The sequence below is a fragment of the Leptospira ilyithenensis genome (assembly GCF_004771005.1).
GTDB classification, from domain to species: domain Bacteria; phylum Spirochaetota; class Leptospiria; order Leptospirales; family Leptospiraceae; genus Leptospira_A; species Leptospira_A ilyithenensis.
The window spans coordinates 103,814-125,715 of record NZ_RQHV01000002.1; the positions used below are offsets into that span (position 1 = coordinate 103,814).

A 21,902-nucleotide genomic window follows, 5' to 3' on the forward strand; every position below is an offset into this window, starting at 1 on the left:
ATGGATGATTCGGTCTACGAGGAAAGAAAAACACCGGGTGGATATTTGGTAAAGGTTCGCCTTTCCAAGATGACCTATGTAGTTTTCACAGATCTAGGGCCGGAAGTTCCCAAGGGTTCTAAAAACAATTCCATAGTCGTTCTCGTCCCGAAAGTAGGTTTTTTTGGAGAAGACTTCGATCTTTCCCATTTTCATTCCGGAGAGCTTTCCTTTGTAAATGTGAAAGCCGGGAAAATGGTCATTCCCTACCAACATGGATTTTCCAACGAAATCAAAACTATATTTTTAGGAACTGGCAGCCAAAGCGACGCCCTTCCCGTAATTATTTATCATTATCGAAATAAAGAAGAATTAATGTATGCCTGGGAAACAGGGGAGCAGGTTCAGTATCTGGTCGTAGACGAAGAAATCCCAAGGTCCGATATGGTGACTTTCAAAATTCGTTACCCAAGTTTGAACATCCTGGTGATCAAAAAAAAGATCAACACAGCGGCGACGGAAAGCCAAAATTCTACAGGCTCCACAGAAGATAAAGGAATTGTAGATTATGAAAAGGTCCGTGCCACCGATGTTACCAAAAACCAGAACTTAAATATGTTTAGCGAAAATCCGGTTTTCCTAGCTCGAATTCATTTGAGAACTATGGAGCTGGATAAGGTAAAACAACTTCTCTTGGATTTCCATCTTTCCTCTCAGGACGTTTCTTTCATTCGAACTTTCTTGGATGTAATGATTCGAAACGAATACAAAAATGAGGAACTGGATGCCGCCAAAGAAAAATTGAAAGCAATGAACGAAGCTTTCCGACTCGCCGTTCTTATTTTGGAATTCAAAGTAGAAGAATTTGAAAGAGAACTGGATCGGATTTTCTCGGCAGATATTTCCAGTATGATTTATGCACTGCTCGCCAAAGAACAAGAGTCGGCAACGGACATTGAAAAGGAAATTGTGCTCTGGGAATGGAAACTCAGATCCAAAGCTCTTATGCTGATCAGCAGATAAATTCCTCGAAAAACACAGAAAAAAGCTTTCTTTTTTGGTAAAATAGGGGATATTTGTGACAAATTCCTATGTTTTTGCAGAAAAAGAATACAAATTTGGCACAGTTTTTGCTTACGAAATTGGCTTTCGCTAGTTTCCTGGCAATTGTATTTGTACCCTCTTTTTCCCTCTTTGCGTTTGATTCATCTTCACCAATTATGATCCCTGCGGACGAACTTCTCACGCCAGTGCAACTTGTGGATGGCGTGGTTTCTTTTGTAACTGTTTCTGATGCGGAGGAGTCTCTGAGTCTTTCTTCCTCTTCTTTGCCTTGCGAAGAATTACAAACTCTCTATGAAGAAATAGTTTTAACGGACCGAAGCCTCATTAAGAAAAATTCCGATCCGGATCTGGCGATCATTTCGGCAAATCGGCTGTCGCCCGGTAAGATGTTGATGGAAGGCAAGGGATTACATCTATTGAGAACTTTCGAGGATCCAACGGATTACAACAGGATCAAAAATGCAAATCCTCTCATTGTTTTCTCCGGGCTATCTTTGCAAAACGAGGGTGTACCTGAGCAATTCTCCTTAAATTCGATTGCCAATCTAAGTCCCGTTGCTTTTCTGGGGATATGTCTCAACCAAAGCGAATTGCCTTCCAAAAATTTACCAATGCAATGCGGAAGCTTTCTGTCGAAGTCAATGATACAGAAATTTGTAAAAGACTCGATATCCTTATGGCAACGAGCAAAGACGACCTCCCTTTGGCCCAGGTCAATCAACTGCTTGCCGATCCGAAATCCTTTGATCCAAGAGCAATACCTGAGCCATACACACAGTACGTCCGACATTTCATTTATATGGTTAAGAGAAATGGCAGGCTCCCCAGTGAGTCCAGGGTCAGTTTTGGAGACGGGGAAGAAGAAAGTCACTCTCGCATCAAAGCCGATAGCCTGACCAAAAAAAGCACTCTATCCTCCAAAACTTCAAAAAGTACCTCGCCTCGCAAAAAATCAGCCTTCAAAAAGATCGCAAAAAAGAAATAAATTAATCTAATAGATTCCTCCTGTGCACTCTACAGGAAGAATCAACAAAAATAGACATAATCGTTCATTTACCCCCTCACTCCTCCAAAAGACACCAAAATATCCTGATTTGCCTAATTTTAGGCATTAATTAGGCTCCAAAAAGCAATTGGGCATCTGCCGGTTGTTGAACTTCTACTTTCGCCTAAATTTCAGCAGTTATGCAGAAATCTGTCAAATATTCTATTGGCCGAGTAGGGAGCAAAAAAATAGGGCAGATAATTCATTTGCCCTATTTTGGTCGGAATTTTAGATGAGTGACCTTCCCTCGTCAGACAGATTAAAGGCGGTTGAAGCAATTATAAAAGACCGCAAAGTGTTGTTTTTGGGGATTAATTCGACTCAAAGGAGAGGGGGACCCAAAAGCCCGAACTGCCCTTCGAAAACAGATAGGAAAGTCGGGACGGAAGGAGAAAAAGGGCGCGGGAATATCGGCAGTTAGTGAACCGCCCGTCCTTGGTCTGTAGCTCAAAGAAAACAGTTAGGAATGCGTAATTCCTTAACAAATGCAGCAAAAAATAATAATAAATAACTCTGACTGTTTTGGAATGCAAATACTAAGATATCTTCTTTTTCCTAGTTTAGGAAGTTATCTTCAAAAGATTCAGCGCCGAAAAGACGTCATTTCTGAAAAATAACCCTGTAAGAAGCACAGGAAGGATCTAATAAAGGGTGAGCCTGAAAACATCCCAAAAAGAAAGATTTTACTGTCAAAATGGCATGTGTAGGAAAATTTCATTCCCCTGAAAAAAAGGCAGGCCCGCGGAAAAGGGCTTTACGGGCAGAATTTGCAAAGTTCTTTGCTTTCTATGGCTGAAACGATAAGATTGCGGGTGAAGTGCCACGCCTGCTCTAATTTGATAGAAGGTACAGCGAAATATGGTGCCGGGCATTACGTTCCGGAAGGCGTTTCTTTTGAATTTGTGGCTGTTGGTAAAGTAGAAGGTCCACAGGGGGGTCGCCGTGTTAAGGCAGAAGTCACCTGTACCTGCCCCAACTGTGGGGTAAAGTGTAAGTACAATGTCTAAATTAAAGGGATTGCTTAAATACAGGCAATAGAATGAACAAAACTAGGCAATTTTATTATAAAATTTGGCAGGTTATCTGTAATATTAAGTCACTTAATTGATTAGTATTAGGTAATAAGATGATTTTTACTACTCCGCTTTATGCTTTATTTTTGATATTGATTTTTATTTTGAGATGGTTGCTCCCGGCTTGTTTGAGAAAAATTGGTAAGTTTAAAAACGGGCAAGTAATTGATGAACTTGTGATCATTTTATTGCTTATTTTTAGTCTATTATTTTATTCTGCCTGGGACTCTCGCTTTTTACTACTTTTGATTTGGGTGTCGCTTGTTGACTTTGCTTGCGGCCAGGGTATGGGAAGATCTTTTGATCCTTTTCGTAGAAAGTTATTTCTCTGGGTTTCTTTAGGAAACGGTCTAGGGGTCCTTTCTGTTTTTAAGTATTTTGGCTTTTTCAGTGAAAATTATCGGACCTTGGCAGGGTTTTTGGGCTTGGAAGCTCATTTCTCATTGCTTCAGATCATTTTGCCCGTTGGAATCTCCTTCTATATTTTTCAGTCCATTTCCTACACCGTCGATGTTTTTCGAAGGGAAATTGAACCTGAGCCTAGTTATTTGCATTATTTGCTGTTTCTTTCCTTTTTCCCCCAGTTGGTAGCAGGGCCGATTGTCACCGCAAAGGAATTTCTTCCTCAAATTCGAAATTTGCAGCCCTTTTCTAGAATCCCCCTAGCCTTCGGTTTTTTTTTGATCCTCCTCGGGGCTTTTAAGAAATCGGTTTTGGCGGACCATTTGGCCATCACTTCCGATTTTGCCTTCTCACACCCTAACGATCTTTCTCCTTCTTTTCTATGGTGGGGGGTGCTTTCATACGCGGGGCAAATTTATTGCGATTTTTCGGGGTATACCGATATTGCCCAAGGTTCGGCACTTATCTTAGGTTTTCGATTGCCTGAGAATTTCAGGATGCCTTATCTTGCACGAGGGTTTTCCGAATTTTGGACGAAATGGCACATGTCTCTTTCCGGCTGGTTGCGTTCCTATCTTTACATTCCGTTGGGTGGAAACCGGAAAGGAGGATTCAGGACGAATTTGAATTTGATGGTGGTCATGTTGCTGGGAGGACTTTGGCATGGGGCAAGTTGGAATTTTGTTTTTTGGGGTGGCGGTCACGGGCTGCTACTTGTAATAGAAAGATTGTTTTCCAAAAAAAGGAAAAATACCTCTCCAGGTAATGATTCGGTCGTTTCACCTATCTCTGGTTACTTGACGATTGGGAAAGTGGTGTTTTTACGGTTATTTACTTTTTTTTCCGTTACCTTGTTATGGGTTTTTTTCAGAAGCCCCGATTTTACCGTCTCCCTGTGCTATCTACAGGGCCTTTTCTCTAAAAACGGGGCAATTGCCATTCCTCATGCAATATTTTTAAATACGACTTGGTGTTTATTTGCATTGTGTGCGGGACATTTGGTAGGACAAAAGTATTTTAAAACCAATGCGGAAATGGAAGAAAGATTCGGGAATTTATTTCATTTCGAGTCGAAAGCGATAGCGTTCGGAGCCCTATTTTCATTGGCTTTTATCGCTATCGTTTTACTTTCAGCCAAAGGTCAGCCATTTGTGTATTTTGTATTCTGATGAAATCATTAAAAACACGTTTTATACTCATTCTCTCGATCGTTTTTTCAGTATTGGTATTTGATTGGACTTTGTTTCGAAAGGGACAATTTCTTCTGCCGAACGAATCCCCTTGGAATACGAATCATTTTTTTAATTTTCTTTATGAATACAATAGAATTGCGAACGAACCGAAAACAAAGCCCAGGATTCTTATTTTAGGAAGCTCGATCGCTTATTATTCTTTTGATGCGGATTTACTTTCAAAAGAACTTTTGAAAAAAACGGGCAAAGAGTATGAAGTGATCTATCTCGCTTACGCGGGAAACAGTCCGCTTTACGTTTATTTGCTTTTAGATTGGCTTTTCCCTTTGCGGCCGGATTTGGTCGTATATCCGATCAATTTTATCGATTTACGACTCCACCGAACTTATGTTATGTTTCCTGACGGCTCGAACGAAACCGTGGACGAGGGGGAATTGATTCGGGATGCGCTTACATTTGAGGAGGCACCTCAATCTTTGTGGGTATTTCCCAAAGAAACTTTATGGGAAGTCGGATCATCCATGTCTTATGAAAAAAAAGCGCAGTATCTGGCTTCCTATTTGTTCGGGTTTTATCGTTACCAAGACATTTATCTGAACAATCTGAACAATCTTTACCAGCATAGATTTGGGAGAAATACAAGTTATCATGCTTATGCTGGGGTGCCGATTCCGGAAGGAATAGGTACTCTCGGTTGGACCAAACAATCTTTTTCTTTTTTGCCAGTATACAAAATGGAGCAAGGGAAAGAGGGATTTTGGATCGAAGTAACCACGTTTTTATTGGAAAATGGCCCGGTTTCGCTTCACATCCAAAACTCTTTAGGGAAATCCCAGACAGTGATTTTAAATCAAACTGGTTGGGTGAAGGTCGGGTTGTCTTCGGATTTTTATTCTCCCCTCTTGCCTGTGACTGCAAAACTCTCTCATGTCTGGTATGCGAACAAAGCAAACGGAGCCTACTTGGATTATCATTATGATCCTATGGGCGTTCGCCTTCAGCAAACATTCGGCTTGGAATTCCCCCTCCAAGGAATGCAGTATAAAAGAGAGCCGAGAAGTGAGGATGATCGTTACATTCATATGAAAGATAAAGAGTATGAATCTTATTTTTATTACCGGTTACTCGAAGGTTTGGACAAACGTCCGGGGATTGGCTACTTGGTGGCTCTGGAAAGAGCCAAGAAGAGGATTGCAAAGGAGAAATTTAAGCCGATCTTCCACTTGAATTATTTAAAAAAAATTGCAAATTGGTTTCAAGAGAGTGGCATTCCTATTTTAATTATCAATAATCCCGAAAATCCCATCTCCTTGGATTGGTACGAATCCTCAGAGTGGTATAACGATTATTTGGCTTACTTGGAATCTCTGTCTTCGGGGAATGTTTTTTTTAGGGATATGAGACGTGAACTTCCCATGCAGGGATTTTCCGACTTTCATCATTTTACTTATTTAGGAATGGAGCAAATGAATCCGATTTATGTGAGAGAGATCGGAAATATCTTTTCTAAATAGGGTCAATCCCAGACCTTACGAATAGGTAAGGAAATTTATGGAAAAAATAAAGGTAGGGGTTCTGGGAGCAACTGGCTCTGTGGGACAAAGATTCATTCAATTATTGGAGAATCACCCTTTTTTCACCGTGACTCATCTTGCTGCATCTGAGAAGAGCGCAGGAAAGACTTACGGTGAGGTGATGAAGTCGCGTTGGAAAATTTCAAGCGATATACCGGCGTATGCAAAGGACATCGTTATCACCTTACCAAAACCAACGGCTACAAAAGGCGTACAACTTGTGTTCAGCGGCCTGGACTCGTCTATCGCGGGTGAGGTGGAAGCTGAGTATGCACAAAATGACGTGATCGTAATTTCCAATTCAAAAAACCATAGAATGGATCCGCACGTTCCGCTTATGTCGGCAGAGGTAAACTCTGAGCATTTGGAAGTTTTAAAATCACAAAAGACATCCGGTAAGATCATTACAAATTCCAATTGTACGATTATGGGTGTAACTATTTCTCTCAAACCTTTGCATGATAAATACGGAATCGAGTCCGTGATGTTATTTTCCATGCAGGCTATTTCCGGTGCAGGTTATCCCGGTGTTCCTACTATGGACATACTTGGAAACGTAGTTCCTTATATCAGCGGTGAAGAAGATAAAGCAGAAATAGAACCGCAAAAATGTTTGGGAACTGTGGAGAACGGACAAATCAAGTCCGCATCTTTTGCGATTTCAGCTCATTGCAATCGTGTTCCTGTTTTCGACGGCCATACTGTTTGTGTTTCCGTTAAGTTTAAGAAAAAACCATCCAAAGAGGAAATACTGAAAACCTGGAAAGAATTTTCAGGGGAACCGCAAAAATTGGATCTTCCTTTGGCACCAAAGCAACCGATTGTATACCGGGAAGAAGACGACAGACCGCAACCCAGATTGGACTTGGATACGGGGCGAGGGATGGCTACTGTAGTAGGACGACTTCGAGAAGATAGTATCCTGGATTGGAAATGGGTTGTCCTTTCGCATAACACGATTCGAGGTGCTGCCGGAGCCGCAGTTTTGAATGCGGAACTTCTTTATAAAAAAGGATTAATTCCGTCGTAAGACAGTAAGCCATGTTAGATCCGAATCTCCCCGAATTAAGAGTATTTGATTACACTGCCTGTCTTCAAAAAGTGCAGGCAATGGATTCCCGGGGAGATTTTTCTTTTAAGGGGATTTACAAGGTTTTGCTTGTAATCTTCGAATGGACGGACAAATTTCTTCAAAATAAAGCTTTGCCGAATACCGAACAGATTGAACGGGATAGTTCCGTCGATCGGGACAGGATAGAGGCGTACGTAAATGATCTTTGTTTCAAACAAAACCCTCCTGTTTTAAAAAAATTAAACGTATTGGAATTTCACCCGAATGAACCGGGTGATCCTGAGAACGCACGGACCTATCTAAAACACAATACCGTATTTGCAAGACCGACTACTGCAGACGGAGGAACGGCCTTTCGTTATGCGTTAGGTTTGAACGAACATTCCGTAGTGGCAATCAAATCCTGGTTTGAAGAAAAGAGAAAATACTCTGGCAAAGAAAAGATGAAAAAAGTAATCAAAGCGGCGGTAGATGCAAACCGGCTCTTTGATACCTATGCCGCAACTGAAATCGGAAATTTATTTCAATGCCCGTATGATAAGACAAAACAGCAGAAGGATGCGACCATTGTGATCCATTTGAAGCCTGTTTTGAAACAATTGGTGGATGATAAAATTCTTTTCTTTTTCAGAAATGATAACGCAAGCCGACCCGGAAATAAATCCGTTTTTATTTATAATAAGCCGAGTGAGATTTCCGACAGATACGATGCCTATGTGGATTATGTAAAAAACACAATTTATCCCGCATTGCAGAAATTAGGTGTCGTGAACCCTCTTTCGGAGGAAGTATGGAATTCTCCCAGGGAGATTCTCGTCGAGATTTTGGGTTATATGAATGATTCCTACGGCGATCAGAAAACTCTTATCGAGGAGACCCTTGTTTTAAACGAGATTATCGAAAAAGACAGGGAAAAAGAAGAAAAACAAAAAAGAAAACAGCAAGTGGAAGAATTGATGCTCTTTTTGGAGCAGGCTGGCCGGATTATCGAGTTGAATCAACTTCGGGTCAGTGGCGAGCCGCTCAGCGATGAGTTTCGTTCCATCCTTATGTCACACAATGATTTGTTATACGCAGAGTATGCGGATCGTAAAATTTATAACGAATTTATCTTACATAAGGGCTGCATACTACAAGCGATCGAATCTGCAAAACGAAATTTTGCAGCTAAACGAAATGATTTGGAAATCAGAGTATTGAATGTGATGAATATAACGGTCCATCTGGTGGAAGAGGGGCCTAAGAGGATATTCGAAGAAATTGAAGCAAGAAGCCTATTCCAGTTTCTTCCGTTTTTGACCAAACTCTGGAGAATGATGATCGGTTCCAATGCTGTTCATAAACATGAAATCCCTGCGATCAAAGCCAGACTGCAGCAACAGTTGAGCAAGGATTTGGTGGCACAAAAGAATATTAAGATCGCACAGGAAAAAGAAAGAATCGTAAGAGCCAGACTCAAAGAAAAGGAAGTTCAGGAGAAAGAAGACGAAAAACAAACAAAGTCGTCTTCGGATAACGATTCTGATTCGGAACCGGTAAAACAGGGGACTCCCGAGGAAGAAAAAAAATGGAAGGAATCCATGGAGTCTATTGTCCGTATTTTGGATGAAGCTTGGGATTTCGGAATTTATCCGGATAGGGAATACGTCTTAACAAAGTTAAGTGGTGCTTATACGGAGGAAAATTTGATTTTTTTCCTTAAAAAATTCGGAGGAAAAGAAATCTATTCTTTTCCCGTTCGCAACCAAAGGGAAAAATTTCCATGGCCCATCCTGGTATCCGCCTCTTATTTGAAGCGCCAAGGAAAACGTCTTTTGGAGAAAGTAAGTGAAGAGAGCAATCGTCAGAGAAATGAAAAATTCCCAAACCAAGAAAAGTTTGACATTGCCGAATCTTTATTAGAATTTCTAAATAGAATATTACCTCGTCTTAAACCGTAACAAAAAATGCCCGCAATAGAAAATCTCAGAGCTAGAAAAACAAAAATCGTATGTACGCTTGGCCCGGCTTCTTCTTCCAAAGATGTGATTCGCCAACTTGCCGAAGCAGGAATGAACATCGCAAGAATCAACATGTCTCATGGGGATATTGAAGGTCATAGAAAAGTCATTCGTACCATTAAATCTCTTAATAAAGATGAATTACACAAACATCCTATTTCCATACTATTGGATACGCAAGGGCCGGAAATCCGAACCGGAGATGTAAAAAACGACTTACATCTGAAAGTTGGTGAGACTTTTACATTTCATATCATTCCCGGGATGGAAGCGGAAGCACAAAGCGTATTTGTAAATTATCGGGATATTGTAAAAGATCTGAAAGTAGGGGACAAGGTTACGGTTGATAACGGACTTATCAATCTGGCAGTGCAGGAGATCAGGGAAAACGAACTCATTTGTACAGTGTTAGACGGTGGAAAGTTGGGGTCTCGGAAACATATCAACTTACCAGGAATTCGGGTGAATCTTCCTTCCATTACTCCCAAAGATTTGAAAGACATTCTGTTCGGATTGGAAGAAGATATTGATTTTGTGGCTTTGTCTTTTGTACGTTCTCCCGAAGACGTAATACAACTTCGCGGAATTATCGAAGAAAAAAACCATCATGCGCAGATCATATCAAAGATAGAGGATCAGGAAGGACTTCGTAACTTGGACGAGATTATCCGTGAATCCGATGGAATTATGGTCGCTCGTGGCGACTTGGGTGTTGAGATTGAAATCGAAGAATTACCTATCGTTCAAAGAAGGATCATCAAACGTTGTCAGGAAGAAGGCAAACGTGTAATCGTTGCCACTCACTTGCTTGAATCCATGATTCAAAATCCTTCTCCTACTCGTGCAGAAGTGACGGACGTTGCCAATGCTGTTTATGAAGAAGCAGATGCGATTATGTTGTCCGGAGAGTCGGCGGTAGGGAAATATCCGGTTCGTTGTGTTGAGATGATGGATAAGATTGCACGCCGAATGGAAGCTTCGATTAATCTTGGTATGGCGGCAAACAGAAGACCTAAAGATAAAAAAGAAGAAATGGCAAAGTCCGCATCCAATCTTGCTGATTCTTTGCAGTCACCTGCGATTATCGTTATTACAAGAAGAGGGATTACTGCAAATAATGTAGCTTCCTTCCATCCGAAACATTCCATTATACATGCTTTTACCAATATGACATCTGTTAGACGTAAGCTTTGGATGACTCGCGGAGTGATTCCCTATAGAGTGGACTTTTCTTCGGATCCGGAAAAAACGATTAAACTTGCCATCCAGACTTTGGAGAATAACGGTTTTTTACGACCCGGTGAAAAAGTCGTAATTCTTTCCGATATCATCGCAGGGGAAGATAGAGTAGAGACCATTCAAGTTCGGGAATCCAAATAAGATACGTCCCCAGGTAAGATTTTCACTCAAGGTTACATCCTTGCCCGGCATTATGTATCTTAAGCTTTTTACCGCATGGGAACCTCTATTACTAAGAATTCACTCTCTTTCTCGGCTTTGAAATGAACTTGCTTCGTTTCCCAAAATCCTACTGCATCCCTCTTTTCCAAAGATTGATTCTCCGCATTGAGTTTTCCGTTGATCAGAAAAACATACAGTCCGTGATTTGGATTTTTCAATTCGTAATCCAGCTCTTTGCCTTCTTCCAGGATCGTGAGTGAAAAATGCGCTTCTTGATTGATCCAAACCGCACCAGAATGATTCGGCGAAACGATTGTTTGAAAGCTGTTTAATTTTCCTTCTTTGGCAAATGCCTTCTGTTCATAACGTGGAGAAATGTTTCTTTCTTTGGGAAGAATCCAAATCTGTAGAAAATTGACTTTATCCTTCAAACTGTGGTTGAATTCGGAGTGTCGGATTCCACTTCCAGCGGACATAATCTGCACTTCTCCGGTCTGTATCACTCCGTTTGTGCCGGTACTATCTTTATGGGCCAATTCGCCGGAAAGAGGAATAGATACAATTTCCATATTATCGTGGGGATGGGTTCCAAATCCCATGCCGGATTCTACAGTGTCGTCATTTAGGACGCGCAGTGCTCCAAATTGGATCTTTTCCGGATGGAAGTAGTTTCCGAAGCTGAAGGAATGATAGCTGTCCAGCCAGCCGAAATTGGCATGCCCTCTTTCTTTCCCTAAATGTAGTATTTGTTTCATATTTTTGTCCTCAAATGGTTAGACATTAAATAATTTAATACTTAACTATTTTTTGTCAAGCAAATCCTTTAGATTTATTTCGGTAATTATTCGACAGGTAATAAAACTAACGAATGTTAAATTTGTTTTCTGGCTCGGACAATTAATAAATTGACGTCTCATTGTGATACGGTGGATTACTCTTAGAGACAGCTTTGCCAATAATGAAAGAACAAGAAAAACAAAAGATAAAAGACTGGTCGTTACTCGGCCCGGTTTATGTAAATCGTGTACGGTTTTCACTCGCATCTTTTTATATAGTTGCAGTGATCGGATCTTATCAAACGGCGACTGCCTTGCAAAACGCCATTTATTTTGTTGGAATCACTGCCATGTTCATTTATGGATCCATTCAAGCTTCCTTGTTCAATAAAGGAAAACTGAATAAGATCTTTCCTCGAATGTTTTTGTTCTTTGATATCTCCGTTTTGTTTGCCGTAACTGCTTCCGGACTTTTCACTGGAAAAGAAAATGCTGCAGATTTGATCAAGGCCCCTACTTTGTACGCTTTGTACTATTTTTATATAACTTATTCTGCTTTCCTTTTTTCCAAGAAGACTCTTCTCGCTTGTACATATTTTTCCGCGCTTTGTCTGGTTGCTCTACTTGCGATTTGTTTTTCCGTAGGTGTTGAGTTTAAAGAAGCGATCGGAGTCCAAAGTATGAAGGGAACCATTGCCATTTCCAATGAAATATTCAAGATTTTGTTTCTAATTGCATTCGGTTATTTGGCAGGTTCCGTTCTGGATCTGTTAAATCGAATGAGGGAAGAAGCGGATGTAAAAACCCATGAGTCAAATCGTCAAAGAGTGACAATGGAAAATAAAAATACCATTTTAAAATCCGTTGGTGAGATGCTTGCAGGATCGGTTTCCGTTATCAATGGCGTTGTTCAGAACTTTAACACTCAAATTTCAAATCAAGCATTGAGTATCAAGGAAATGTCCGAACTTATGTTATCCTTTTCCGATAGCATTCAAACTTCCGTTGGAAATATAAACAACCAAGATGATCAGATTAAAACTGCAAATGCCAATTCGGATTCTTTAAAAGCAAATTTAATCTCTGTTAGTGATTCTTGCTCTACTTTGTTTAATAAGATGAGTGATTTTAGAATTTTGGGCGATTCTTTGTCCGAATCCGTAAGAGATCTTGATCAAAGGTTGATTTCTGTGAGCGAGTCTCAAAAACAAGTCAGTGAAGTGAATCAAATTATGGCTGAGATTGCTGATCGTACGAATTTACTTGCATTGAACGCTTCGATTGAGGCTGCAAGAGCAGGGGAACATGGTCGCGGATTTGCAGTTGTTGCGCAGGAAGTTGCCAAACTTGCGGACAACTCGAATGAGAATGCCACAAAAATCAAAAATATCATTCAAAAATCAAACAAATTCATTCAAGAAGGCGTTGAACTGGCGTTAAAGTCTAGAAATCAGTCCAGTGAGCTCCAGAAAGGATATCATGAATTATCTTCTGTACTTTCGAATTTAAAGGATAAAATCGAGATTCAGAAAAATACCAATTTGGAAATGTTGAGTTCTCTTACAAAAATCAGCGAACTTTCGAAAAGAATTGCGGAAGAAGCCAAATTGCTTTCCAGCGACAAAGATGATATGTTAGGTGTTGTTGCAAATATGGAAGCTAGTGTTGCTGAAGTTGTTAAGAATGCGGATATTATTCGTGAAAATATTTATAAATTAGAAAAGCAAGCAAATAACCTAGCAGAAGATTGAGTTTGCTAAATGCCTGTTCGTGATGGAAAACCCTATGGAAGCTTTCGTAAGATGCTTGTTCCCAGAGGGGAATTGCCAAAGGAAGCTATCCGTTTAAAAGAAAAATTGGAAACTCTTCGAACTAACTTTGCGAATGATACGTTGGCTCATTCGGAGATATTGATTCGCTTTGTTCTTATGTACATGGAAGAACGAAAAGGAAGACTTTCTTTTTTAAAAACAGGAAGACCTTTGCCCGACAGGTCGGACTTAAATTCTTTTCTTATGGAAGTTCGGTTTTACGGGATGCCCGATACTGTAAGGCAAACTTTATTGAATTGGAATCTGGGAAATTGGGATTTGCGTTTGATTGATAGACTTCCTTCTTCATTTGAAATGCTGACTTCCCAAGCGGAAGGTTACCGGTTTGTTACTATCGATTGGGATAAGGCATTGCAAGGGGAAATGATAGAAGACATTAGAGATGTTTGGGAGCATGTACTTCATGATTTGGCTCATGCCTTTATGTTCTTCCGGGAAGAATATGAACATGAAGGCCAGGTTCTTTTTTTCAAGGAAGTGTTGTCCGATTATCCTATTTACGAAGAGAGAACGAAACGAGACGAAGTTTTCCGTTCTAAATTCGAATATTGTATTTCCGATATGAATTCTCATCCGGCACATTTGCGCTTGTATCTGCGAGCTATCCTGCGTTAAATCAATCTACTGCATGAAAAAGACTAAATTCATTCTTATCTTGTTTTTTGTCTTTTTCTACTTCCAAGAAATTTATGGTGAAAAGCAGCTAGATATAAAGTTCCAATTGGTTCGATCTTCTTCCGGGCGTCCGATCGCAAATGCCACTGTAGTCGCAAAATATGCAAAAGCCAGCGGAATCACCGATGGGGAAGGAACTGCGGTTCTTTCGTTTCCCAGCCCGGGGTTTTATGAGATTAGAATTGTTGCTGGCGATCGGATAGAGACTTCTACAAAGGAAATTAGATACTCGGGCCAGGTTATTCTGATTTCTATTCGGGAACAGGAATCAGGTGGAATCATTGTTAGTGGGGAAAGGGATAAAACTCCGCTTTCCAGATACGGATTGCAACAAGACGAGATCAAACGAATTCCAGGAGTTGCGGGAGATTCTTTAAAAGCACTACAGACTATACCGGGTGTGGTGATCGGCGTTCCTGTCGGAGTACTTCCTACCGCCTTTACCAATGTAGGTGCAAATGCAGTGTCCGGGGTTCCTTATTCGAATAGCGAAAGAGGAGATCTTTCTTTAAGAGGCGGTGGTACCAGACAGAATCAGTATTTTTTTGACGGGTTTCCGTTATCTTATCCTTTTCACTTAGGCAATCAGTCTTCCGTATTGAATAATAATTTAATCCGTTCTTTTGATGTTTATACCGGTGCATTCCCGTCTAGGTACGGTTTTGCGACAGGGGGCATTATTTCAGTTGAGGGAACCGACCGGGTAGAGCAGAACAAAACAATTGTTAATATGAATTTCTTTCTTACTGATGCTTATAACCAGACCAAAATATCTCCTTCCATATCGATGATTACATCCGGGAGAAAAAATTATCCGAATTTTGTTTTATTGAAAACTTATCCGGACGCTATTCCGCAGGATGCTAAATTTGCAGAATACCATGATTTTCAATGGAAAATGATTTGGGATATCAGTAATGAACAAAGATTGTCAGTCCAAACCTTCGGAGGAAGAGACAGACAGGCATATACAAAACAACAGGCAAGTTATGAGAGAGATGGTGCTGACCCGAGACCTCCGACGGGACTTGACAGATTGTTTCGGACAGACGGGATTCGCCATATCTGGAAGGGAAAAAGCTTCAGAAATACATTGTCTTATTCCAGAACCGAGTTTCGTGAATTCTTCGAGTTAAGAATTACGAATCCGGCTACGGCGGAAAATATTTTCGGACTTCAAAATAGAACCAGTGATTATCTTACCTTTGCAGAAGAACGTTTGGAATTGGATGTTCTGGAAGATTATATAAAGTTTGAAGGAGGAGTGCAATTTCGCTCCAAAGAAACAAACTTGAAAGGTGAAAATATAACATCTACTAATCGACTGTTCAGCCAAATCTTCGACAATCTAATCAATTCGAGTCCTCAATTTCGTTCCATTATAGATGGGGATCGCATTCGTTATCATGAAGCGGCAGGGTTCGCCGAATTCCAAGGGAAGTGGCATGGCTTTCGATTGAATCCCGGAGGAAGGGTTGATACATACAGTGGCAGCGGAGAAGTAAATCTTTCGCCAAGGATTACCGGTGGTTATGTGTTTGAATCGACCAAAACTTCTATTTTAGCAGGACATGGTATTCATTATAATTCGCCTGTTTCCGTCGAACAACTTTCCAAACGTGCCGGAAATCCGAATTTATTTATGGAGAGGTCGGAACATAACTCACTGGGTGTTGCCCAAGAACTGCCAAAAGGATGGAGTTTAAAATTAGAGGTATTTCATAATATATTTCAAAATATAATCGTGGCCGATTCTTATGCAATCGATCCTTATTCTCTCAACAATGACTTACGTCTTTTTGTCCGTGATCCTTCGAATGCGATTAACTCTCCTTTAACACCACGTAATTTAAATTATTCCAATTCAGGTTATGGGTTTTCGGAAGGGATAGAGTTCTTTGTCAAAAAGACAAAGGATCCTAGGGAGGAGTCGGGGGCATTTGGTTGGATTTCATATACCAATTCGCTTACCAAACGAAATAACAACCAAGCTCGTTTATCATCCGATGAGCAAAGAGATAGATCACTTGAAAACAGCCAAAGGACAATTCTCGCTCAAACAAAAATCGGGACGAATTACCTTAATTATTATGATAACAATACAACCGAATTTATTTTTAATAATGATCGGATGGAACTCTATGATTTGCATAGATCCCATATTCTGAACATTGTGTTCGGATATAAATTCAGTCCTGAATGGCAAATTGGAGGAAGATATCGTTATTTTTCCGGTTCTCCTTTTACTCCCATCACTGGTGCGAATCGATTAAACCAAGCAGCCACTTTCGGTGCGAATTTGTACATTCCTGAGTATTCAAAAGCATATAATAGCGATGTCTATGCTCCTTTTCATCAGTTCGATTTAAGATTTGATAAGTTTGATAATTACAGTTGGGGATATATCAATGTGTATCTTGAGTTTGTAAATTTTTATGGAAGAAGAAACCAATCAGGACAGAACTTTGATAATTTGCGTGCTTATGAAAGAGGGGTAAATCCCGCTCCCGTTTACGATACGGTAAACTCTCCTTATGTGCAATCGGAGGATCCTCGGGGACGTATTGTATATTTGCCGATTGTGAATCTTGGAATGGAAGTTAGGTTCTAAGATGCTGCAAAAGTACCGTTTATGTTTTTTAATTTTTATTTTATCTGGTCCTTCCTTTTATTGCGGTGAAGAGGGAGAAGTTAAAGGGAAAGAAAGAAACCAAACCCAGACTCAATTTTTGATTCTTATATCTGCGTTTCGTGCCGAAGGAAATTGTATAAAAACAACCAAACAATCATCAGTTGAAATTGTCACTTGTAGCAGAAAACAAAGAGGTATTTGCAATATCAATCTGTCGCTAGTGACTCAATCAGAAGTGACATTTCTATTAAACGAAACAAAAAAAATCTCAGACCGCACTACTGATTGCCAAGAGAGTATCTTACAATCTGGTTTATTATTTTTAAAACCCACTACGCAAGAGGAGGAATCCAGCATAAAAAATCTAATTAGCTATCAAACTATTGATTCTTGTGAAACCTCGGGATTTTCTCTTTCGCTGGCTTCGCAAAGATTGGCTACTTATGAGGAATTGGTTTTTATGGATTCATCCGGAGGAAGAATCGGACTTGCCGCCGCAAAAATTTCCGCTAACGGATTTTTACCAAAAGTAAATAGAGATTTTGCAAACAGTTGTTTGGAGAAAGAGTTTACTGCCGAGGAACGAGAGTTATTTGGTCTTGTAAGAAACGGAACGGTAATCTTGGAAATAGAAAAGAGATAAATTACTGCAAAAAGGCGAACTTTAGTAAGAAAATTTTTTAAAGATTCGAATGAGAGGTGGAAGGAATGGATAGATTGTGATAGGGGGGTTTTGTTGCGAGCCCACGAACCAACACCCCCAACCCCCCGCGCCTTACCTTAAGATCAGCTTTTTGCTGATGATTCTTCGAATACTTCTTCGCTTCTATTGGCACAGAAGAAGGGGCCTTTATCACCCTTGCGTGAAAATATTATGTCTTATCCTTTGATTGCAACTTTTCGTTTTCTTTATGTCTGTTTCCATCCCGAAGAGTATTTTTCTCTAACGTTTTTTCGATGCAATCTTGCAAAGACAGCCCCATCTGGTTGGCAAGACATGTGAGAACAAATAAAATGTCGCCGATTTCGGAAGGGATATGTTCTTTGGATTCTCCTTTCTTAAAAGACTGATCTCCGTATGTTCGTGCCATAAGTCTTGAAAATTCTCCGACCTCTTCAACTAACACTGCCAAGTTGGTGAGCTCTGAAAAATAACGAACTCCGATGGACTGAATCCAATCGTCGACTGTCTTTTGCATTTGGTTTAATGTAAGTTCATTTTTTCCCAAGATGCACCGCCAATTTTTTGCTAAGCGCAAGGGAAAAATTTTCCATTCCCAATCGGTTCAAATGGATTAAATCAAAACAATATTTTCCATTGTCTCCCGTTCCCAAGCTGTCTTGCATATCGATTTGATCTAGTTTTTGATAAGGAGCAAGCGCATGATTCAGTCCGTTTTGCCAGACAGTCATTCTTCCTGTTTCATTGAGTGCGCGGATTGCATTTGAATAAGGGGCGAAGATATCAATGATATGAATATTTCTTTTGGCGACTAGTTCATACATTTTTTGCAATCTTCGAAAGTATCGTTGTGTGCTCTCGGTTTCTTCCGATGACTTTGGAACTGAATTTGCGACAGAACATGTCTCAAAGATCATTCTTTTATGATCCGGATTGGATTCTTTGGGAAGAGGGAAAGAGGAATCCGGTTTTGTTTTGGCGAGGCAATCTTCTATACTGCTGACCTGGTAAGGTCCGAGAGATTCAATAGTTCCGTTTTCATAGTCCCATGGATTTAGATTGGGATTTTTACTCCTGCGGGAAATGGATTTGATCCTTTCGTTGAAATTGATAAATAGATCTCCCAAATCTTTTCTATAAGCAACAGACTTGAATGCCAGATAAACATAATTTGATCTGGCAGGGGTATATTCGAATTCTTTGATCAAAGATATTGCACGGAAATTACCAAGTTCGGATAACATCGCGAGAGTGGGATCTACTGTTTCAGTTCTATCCACCCAAGCCATGCCAGGTTCCAGAATATGAAGTACATATTTTACATTTTTAAATTCATTCAGATATTTTTCCAAGATACGGTGTTGAACAACCAATTCGGAGCCTCGGATGGCAATGGATTGAACTTTCCATCCTTCTTCTTTTAGTTGCTCATTCAGAATTCTTACACTCAAACCTTCAAATGCGACTGACGTACCTACGATCAGAATGTCGGGATTCAAAACTTCTCGATTGCCTAACACATGTTCTGTGACTCTGTTGATATTTGCTGCGTAGGAATTTTTCTTCAATAAAGGTTTATAAACACCCAGTTGGAACAGGACTTCGATGAATAGGAGGATTCCTAAAGCCAGAAGGAGTCGTTTATCAATGAGAAATGCTTTTAGTTCTTTTAGATTCATAGGTTTTAAAATTGAAAGTATAAGAAATTCTGACTTTCAGTGACTCCGAATAATAAGAGTAGATAGATATTGACAATAACGAATGCGGTGAATTTGAACGGATTGCCCTTTAAGATAGAAGGGATTTGTCTTTTGGAAAATACGTAGCTTGCAATGAAACAAATTAAAAGTAAAATACCGTAATGGTAATTGTCCCAACGCCATAGAGGCTGTTCTGAATTTTGAATGAATACTAAGCTCTTCATCATGCTAACCGCTTTTTCCATGGATTCTGCACGGAACATGATAAATCCAAACGCCAAACAGAACATTGTAAATACTCGAGCGAATAGGTCGTAAGCCTTCCCTCCTTTTTCATTTAAGGTTGCAGCGACGCCAGTTCCGCTGTAAAATTTATGTCCAAGCAACATAACGCCTTGCCAAACTCCCCATGCCACATAATGGTAGGCGGCTCCATGCCAAAGTCCTGCAAATAACCATGTAATCATAATATTGCGAATGTACGTATATATGGAACCTCTTGAACCTCCCAAAGGTATATAGATATAATCCCGAATCCATGTAGAAAAGGAGATATGCCATTTGGACCAATGGTCCGCAATATTTCTGCAGGACATGGGAAAGTTGAAGTTGGGGTTGAATTGGAATCCGAATAATCTCGCCACACCGATTGCTATATCCGTATAACCCGCAAAATCAAAATAAATCTGCCAGCCGAAAGCAAGAGCGCCCGTCCAAATTTCGATCGGATTTAAGTTTGCATAATTGCTGAAAGTGGAGTCTACCACCTTAGCTAAGTTATCTGCAAAAACGATTTTACGGGTAAGCCCGATCAGAATCAGACAGAACGCTTCTTCGATATTGGATTTGTAGACGATAAGTCTGTGGTCCAAATCCCGAAAGAATGTTTCCGCACGAACGATCGGACCTGCAACCAGTTGAGGAAAGAAAGCAACATAAAGTGAAAAATCCAAAAAGGATTTTCTCGCTTCCGTTTTTCCGTTGAATACATCAATGGTATAGCTCATCGATTGGAATGTATAAAAAGAAATCCCAACCGGAAGTATAATGTTTTGATTTTCAAATCGGAAATCATTCCAAACATTGATATCGTTGATAAGTCCAAGTAAAAAATTCGTATATTTGAAAAAACCCAATGTTCCCAGATTTACCAATAATGAGATAACCAGATAAATTTTTCTTTTGAAATGACCCGCCTCCGATTTTTCAATCAACCTTGCGGCAAAGTAATCCACCACGGTTGAAAAAAGCAAAATGGAGACGTAGGCATTGATTTTATAATCACAGAAAAGAGTATCGACCCAATATCCGAGTCCTGTTGTTTCGCGGGCATCGCATTTAATGGAACTTGGTTGCCAAGCCATATAAAAATAATAGCTGGCCAATAGAAAAAACAATCTTTGCCATCGGTTTTTCAACAGATTTCCTATAATGATTGTTATGGGGAAAAAAATTAAAAATTCAAAAGAATTAAATAACATTGATATTTACCTATTATAGATCTTTTCTTCTGCTAATTTCAAAACGGGTCCTTGGATCCCTTCCACATAGCCGAATTTGGGACCGATGGAGCGGGGGAGAGTGGAATAAGTGAAGTTCGTCAAAAAGTAAAATCCGCATAATAATGCATAGGTGCAATGCAGTACGGAGCGGGAAAAATAAGGTAGCCTCGGGAAACTTAAGGATTTCAGAATATAATAATTGAATATCCATAATCCTATGGTAGTGCCTACCCAGAATTCGAAAAAATAACCTTCCCACCAAGTATAAAATCCGATCGAAGGCATTAACCAGAATATCATAATTAAAATTTCAGTTCGAAACTGGCTCCACAAAGTACGGAAATTCAAAAATCCGATACCCAAACTAAAAATCCAGAACAAAAGATGAAAGTTGAAAGCAGCGGATTGTTTGGCCCATAAATTGGAAAAATCCACTCGAAACTTGGGAATCACAGTTTGAAAGACCAAAAAAGCATCTCCGATTCCCCGATAAAAATAATGAATATAATTTTTATCACCCACAGATGTTCCCCACCTGTCAATCGCCGCATACAAAAACATCCAAAAAGAAAAATGAGACTCATTGGGGTTTCCAAGGCCTTTTTTCAAAATGACGAATCCCACGAAAAGATATGAGATGATCGTTGCGGCACCTAACGTGAATAAGTAGATGAAAATGGTCCGCATCTTCTGGCCGAAATATCGGTTCTCTGTAATCAATATAGCCATTGGAACCATTCCGAAATGGATCACATTGGATTGGTGGAAATAGATGGAAGAGAGCTGCAGAAACCATAGAAAGAACAAATGCCCGGTTTTTAACCCTTTCCTGATAAAATAAACCGTGAATAAAAACAGAAGTGCCATTAGGCAGGAATGGATCATCGGCGTGTCGTTGTGAAGACTGTAAAACCAAAATGCCTGGCTGAATTGAATCACCAAAGCTAGAATGACGGCCAATAGGAAATCATCATATAATTTGTAAAAGAGCCAGATGAAGGCACCTAAGAAAAATAAGGCGAAACTTAAAATACGAAGTCGGAGAAAAAACATAATATCCGTCGTAGGATAAATGTATTGGAGCAGCTTCCAATAGAGAAGTCCCGAAGATTCAAAACCGAGATGATGCGGATTGTAAAAAGCGGACTCCAGGCGATTTCGTTGGATATTCAAAGCGTAAACGCAGGAATCCCAATCAAAAAATTGGGACAAATACCTCAGATGAAAGAGTGCGAGCACAATCAGAATGAGTATAACGGATATTTTACGCAAAATTTTTTGTTCCGGTATTAAAATTCA

The 21,902-nt window shown here is 40.0% G+C and carries 17 protein-coding genes; 12 read left to right on the plus strand and 5 right to left on the minus strand.

Annotated features, from left to right (window positions below):
- The 8 genes from EHS11_RS00850 to pyk all read left to right on the plus strand — a co-directional run bounded on the left by EHS11_RS00850 (window position 1) and on the right by pyk (window position 10,783).
- Complete coding sequence (locus EHS11_RS00850; protein ID WP_135762524.1) at window positions 1-1,002, plus strand: hypothetical protein; 1,002 nt, start codon at window positions 1-3, stop codon at window positions 1,000-1,002.
- Between the two features lie 658 nt (window positions 1,003-1,660).
- Window positions 1,661-2,029, plus strand: coding sequence for a phosphatidylinositol phospholipase (locus EHS11_RS20435; protein WP_425460522.1), 369 nt, complete (start codon window positions 1,661-1,663; stop codon window positions 2,027-2,029).
- 848 nt (window positions 2,030-2,877) lie between these two features.
- Entirely contained in the window at window positions 2,878-3,096 is a 219-nt protein-coding gene (locus tag EHS11_RS00860; protein ID WP_109022477.1) for a hypothetical protein, read from the plus strand.
- Window positions 3,097-3,215: 119 nt separating this feature from the next.
- On the plus strand, window positions 3,216-4,733 hold the full coding sequence (locus EHS11_RS00865; RefSeq protein ID WP_135762525.1) for an MBOAT family O-acyltransferase: 1,518 nt from the start codon (window positions 3,216-3,218) through the stop codon (window positions 4,731-4,733).
- On the plus strand, window positions 4,733-6,271 hold the full coding sequence (locus tag EHS11_RS00870; RefSeq protein WP_210413601.1) for a hypothetical protein: 1,539 nt from the start codon (window positions 4,733-4,735) through the stop codon (window positions 6,269-6,271). Before EHS11_RS00865 ends, EHS11_RS00870 begins: the two co-directional genes overlap by 1 nt.
- 37 nt (window positions 6,272-6,308) lie before the next feature.
- Entirely contained in the window at window positions 6,309-7,361 is a 1,053-nt protein-coding gene (asd, locus tag EHS11_RS00875; RefSeq protein ID WP_135762526.1) for an aspartate-semialdehyde dehydrogenase, read from the plus strand.
- A gap of 11 nt (window positions 7,362-7,372) precedes the next feature.
- Window positions 7,373-9,343: a hypothetical protein gene (locus tag EHS11_RS00880; protein WP_135762527.1), complete on the plus strand. Its 1,971-nt coding sequence runs from the start codon at window positions 7,373-7,375 to the stop codon at window positions 9,341-9,343.
- 6 nt (window positions 9,344-9,349) lie between these two features.
- Complete coding sequence (pyk, locus tag EHS11_RS00885; RefSeq protein ID WP_135762528.1) at window positions 9,350-10,783, plus strand: pyruvate kinase; 1,434 nt, start codon at window positions 9,350-9,352, stop codon at window positions 10,781-10,783.
- A gap of 68 nt (window positions 10,784-10,851) precedes the next feature.
- Here the strand turns inward: pyk and EHS11_RS00890 are convergent, their stop codons facing one another.
- Window positions 10,852-11,559 carry a pirin family protein gene (locus EHS11_RS00890; RefSeq protein ID WP_135762529.1) on the minus strand — a complete coding sequence of 236 codons (708 nt, stop codon included), beginning with the start codon at window positions 11,557-11,559 and terminating at the stop codon, window positions 10,852-10,854.
- A 203-nt stretch (window positions 11,560-11,762) separates the two neighbouring features.
- On the opposite strand from EHS11_RS00890, the gene EHS11_RS00895 reads away from it, so the two are divergent.
- The 4 genes from EHS11_RS00895 to EHS11_RS00910 are packed head-to-tail and all read left to right on the plus strand — an operon-like array spanning window position 11,763 to window position 17,362.
- The gene (locus tag EHS11_RS00895) at window positions 11,763-13,331 is read left to right on the plus strand and encodes a methyl-accepting chemotaxis protein (protein ID WP_135762530.1); all 1,569 of its coding nucleotides are present in this window, start codon (window positions 11,763-11,765) and stop codon (window positions 13,329-13,331) included.
- 9 nt (window positions 13,332-13,340) lie between these two features.
- Window positions 13,341-14,027, plus strand: coding sequence for a hypothetical protein (locus tag EHS11_RS00900; protein WP_135762531.1), 687 nt, complete (start codon window positions 13,341-13,343; stop codon window positions 14,025-14,027).
- 13 nt (window positions 14,028-14,040) lie between these two features.
- Window positions 14,041-16,698, plus strand: a complete 2,658-nt coding sequence (locus EHS11_RS00905) for a TonB-dependent receptor (protein ID WP_135762532.1) — start codon at window positions 14,041-14,043, stop codon at window positions 16,696-16,698.
- Between the two features lies 1 nt (window position 16,699).
- Window positions 16,700-17,362 carry a hypothetical protein gene (locus tag EHS11_RS00910; RefSeq protein WP_135762533.1) on the plus strand — a complete coding sequence of 221 codons (663 nt, stop codon included), beginning with the start codon at window positions 16,700-16,702 and terminating at the stop codon, window positions 17,360-17,362.
- Between the two features lie 229 nt (window positions 17,363-17,591).
- Here the strand turns inward: EHS11_RS00910 and EHS11_RS00915 are convergent, their stop codons facing one another.
- Genes EHS11_RS00915 through EHS11_RS00930 form a run of 4 tightly spaced genes read right to left on the minus strand, consistent with a single transcriptional unit; the run spans window position 17,592 to window position 21,875 of the window.
- On the minus strand, window positions 17,592-17,948 hold the full coding sequence (locus EHS11_RS00915; RefSeq protein WP_135762534.1) for a nucleotide pyrophosphohydrolase: 357 nt from the start codon (window positions 17,946-17,948) through the stop codon (window positions 17,592-17,594).
- Window positions 17,935-19,080 (minus strand): SGNH/GDSL hydrolase family protein, encoded by a 1,146-nt coding sequence (locus EHS11_RS00920; protein ID WP_135762535.1) that lies wholly within the window; start codon window positions 19,078-19,080, stop codon window positions 17,935-17,937. Before EHS11_RS00920 ends, EHS11_RS00915 begins: the two co-directional genes overlap by 14 nt.
- 5 nt (window positions 19,081-19,085) lie before the next feature.
- Complete coding sequence (locus EHS11_RS00925) at window positions 19,086-20,582, minus strand: MBOAT family O-acyltransferase (protein WP_135762536.1); 1,497 nt, start codon at window positions 20,580-20,582, stop codon at window positions 19,086-19,088.
- A 6-nt stretch (window positions 20,583-20,588) separates the two neighbouring features.
- Window positions 20,589-21,875 (minus strand): hypothetical protein, encoded by a 1,287-nt coding sequence (locus EHS11_RS00930; RefSeq protein ID WP_135762537.1) that lies wholly within the window; start codon window positions 21,873-21,875, stop codon window positions 20,589-20,591.
- Window positions 21,876-21,902: the final 27 nt, after the last annotated feature.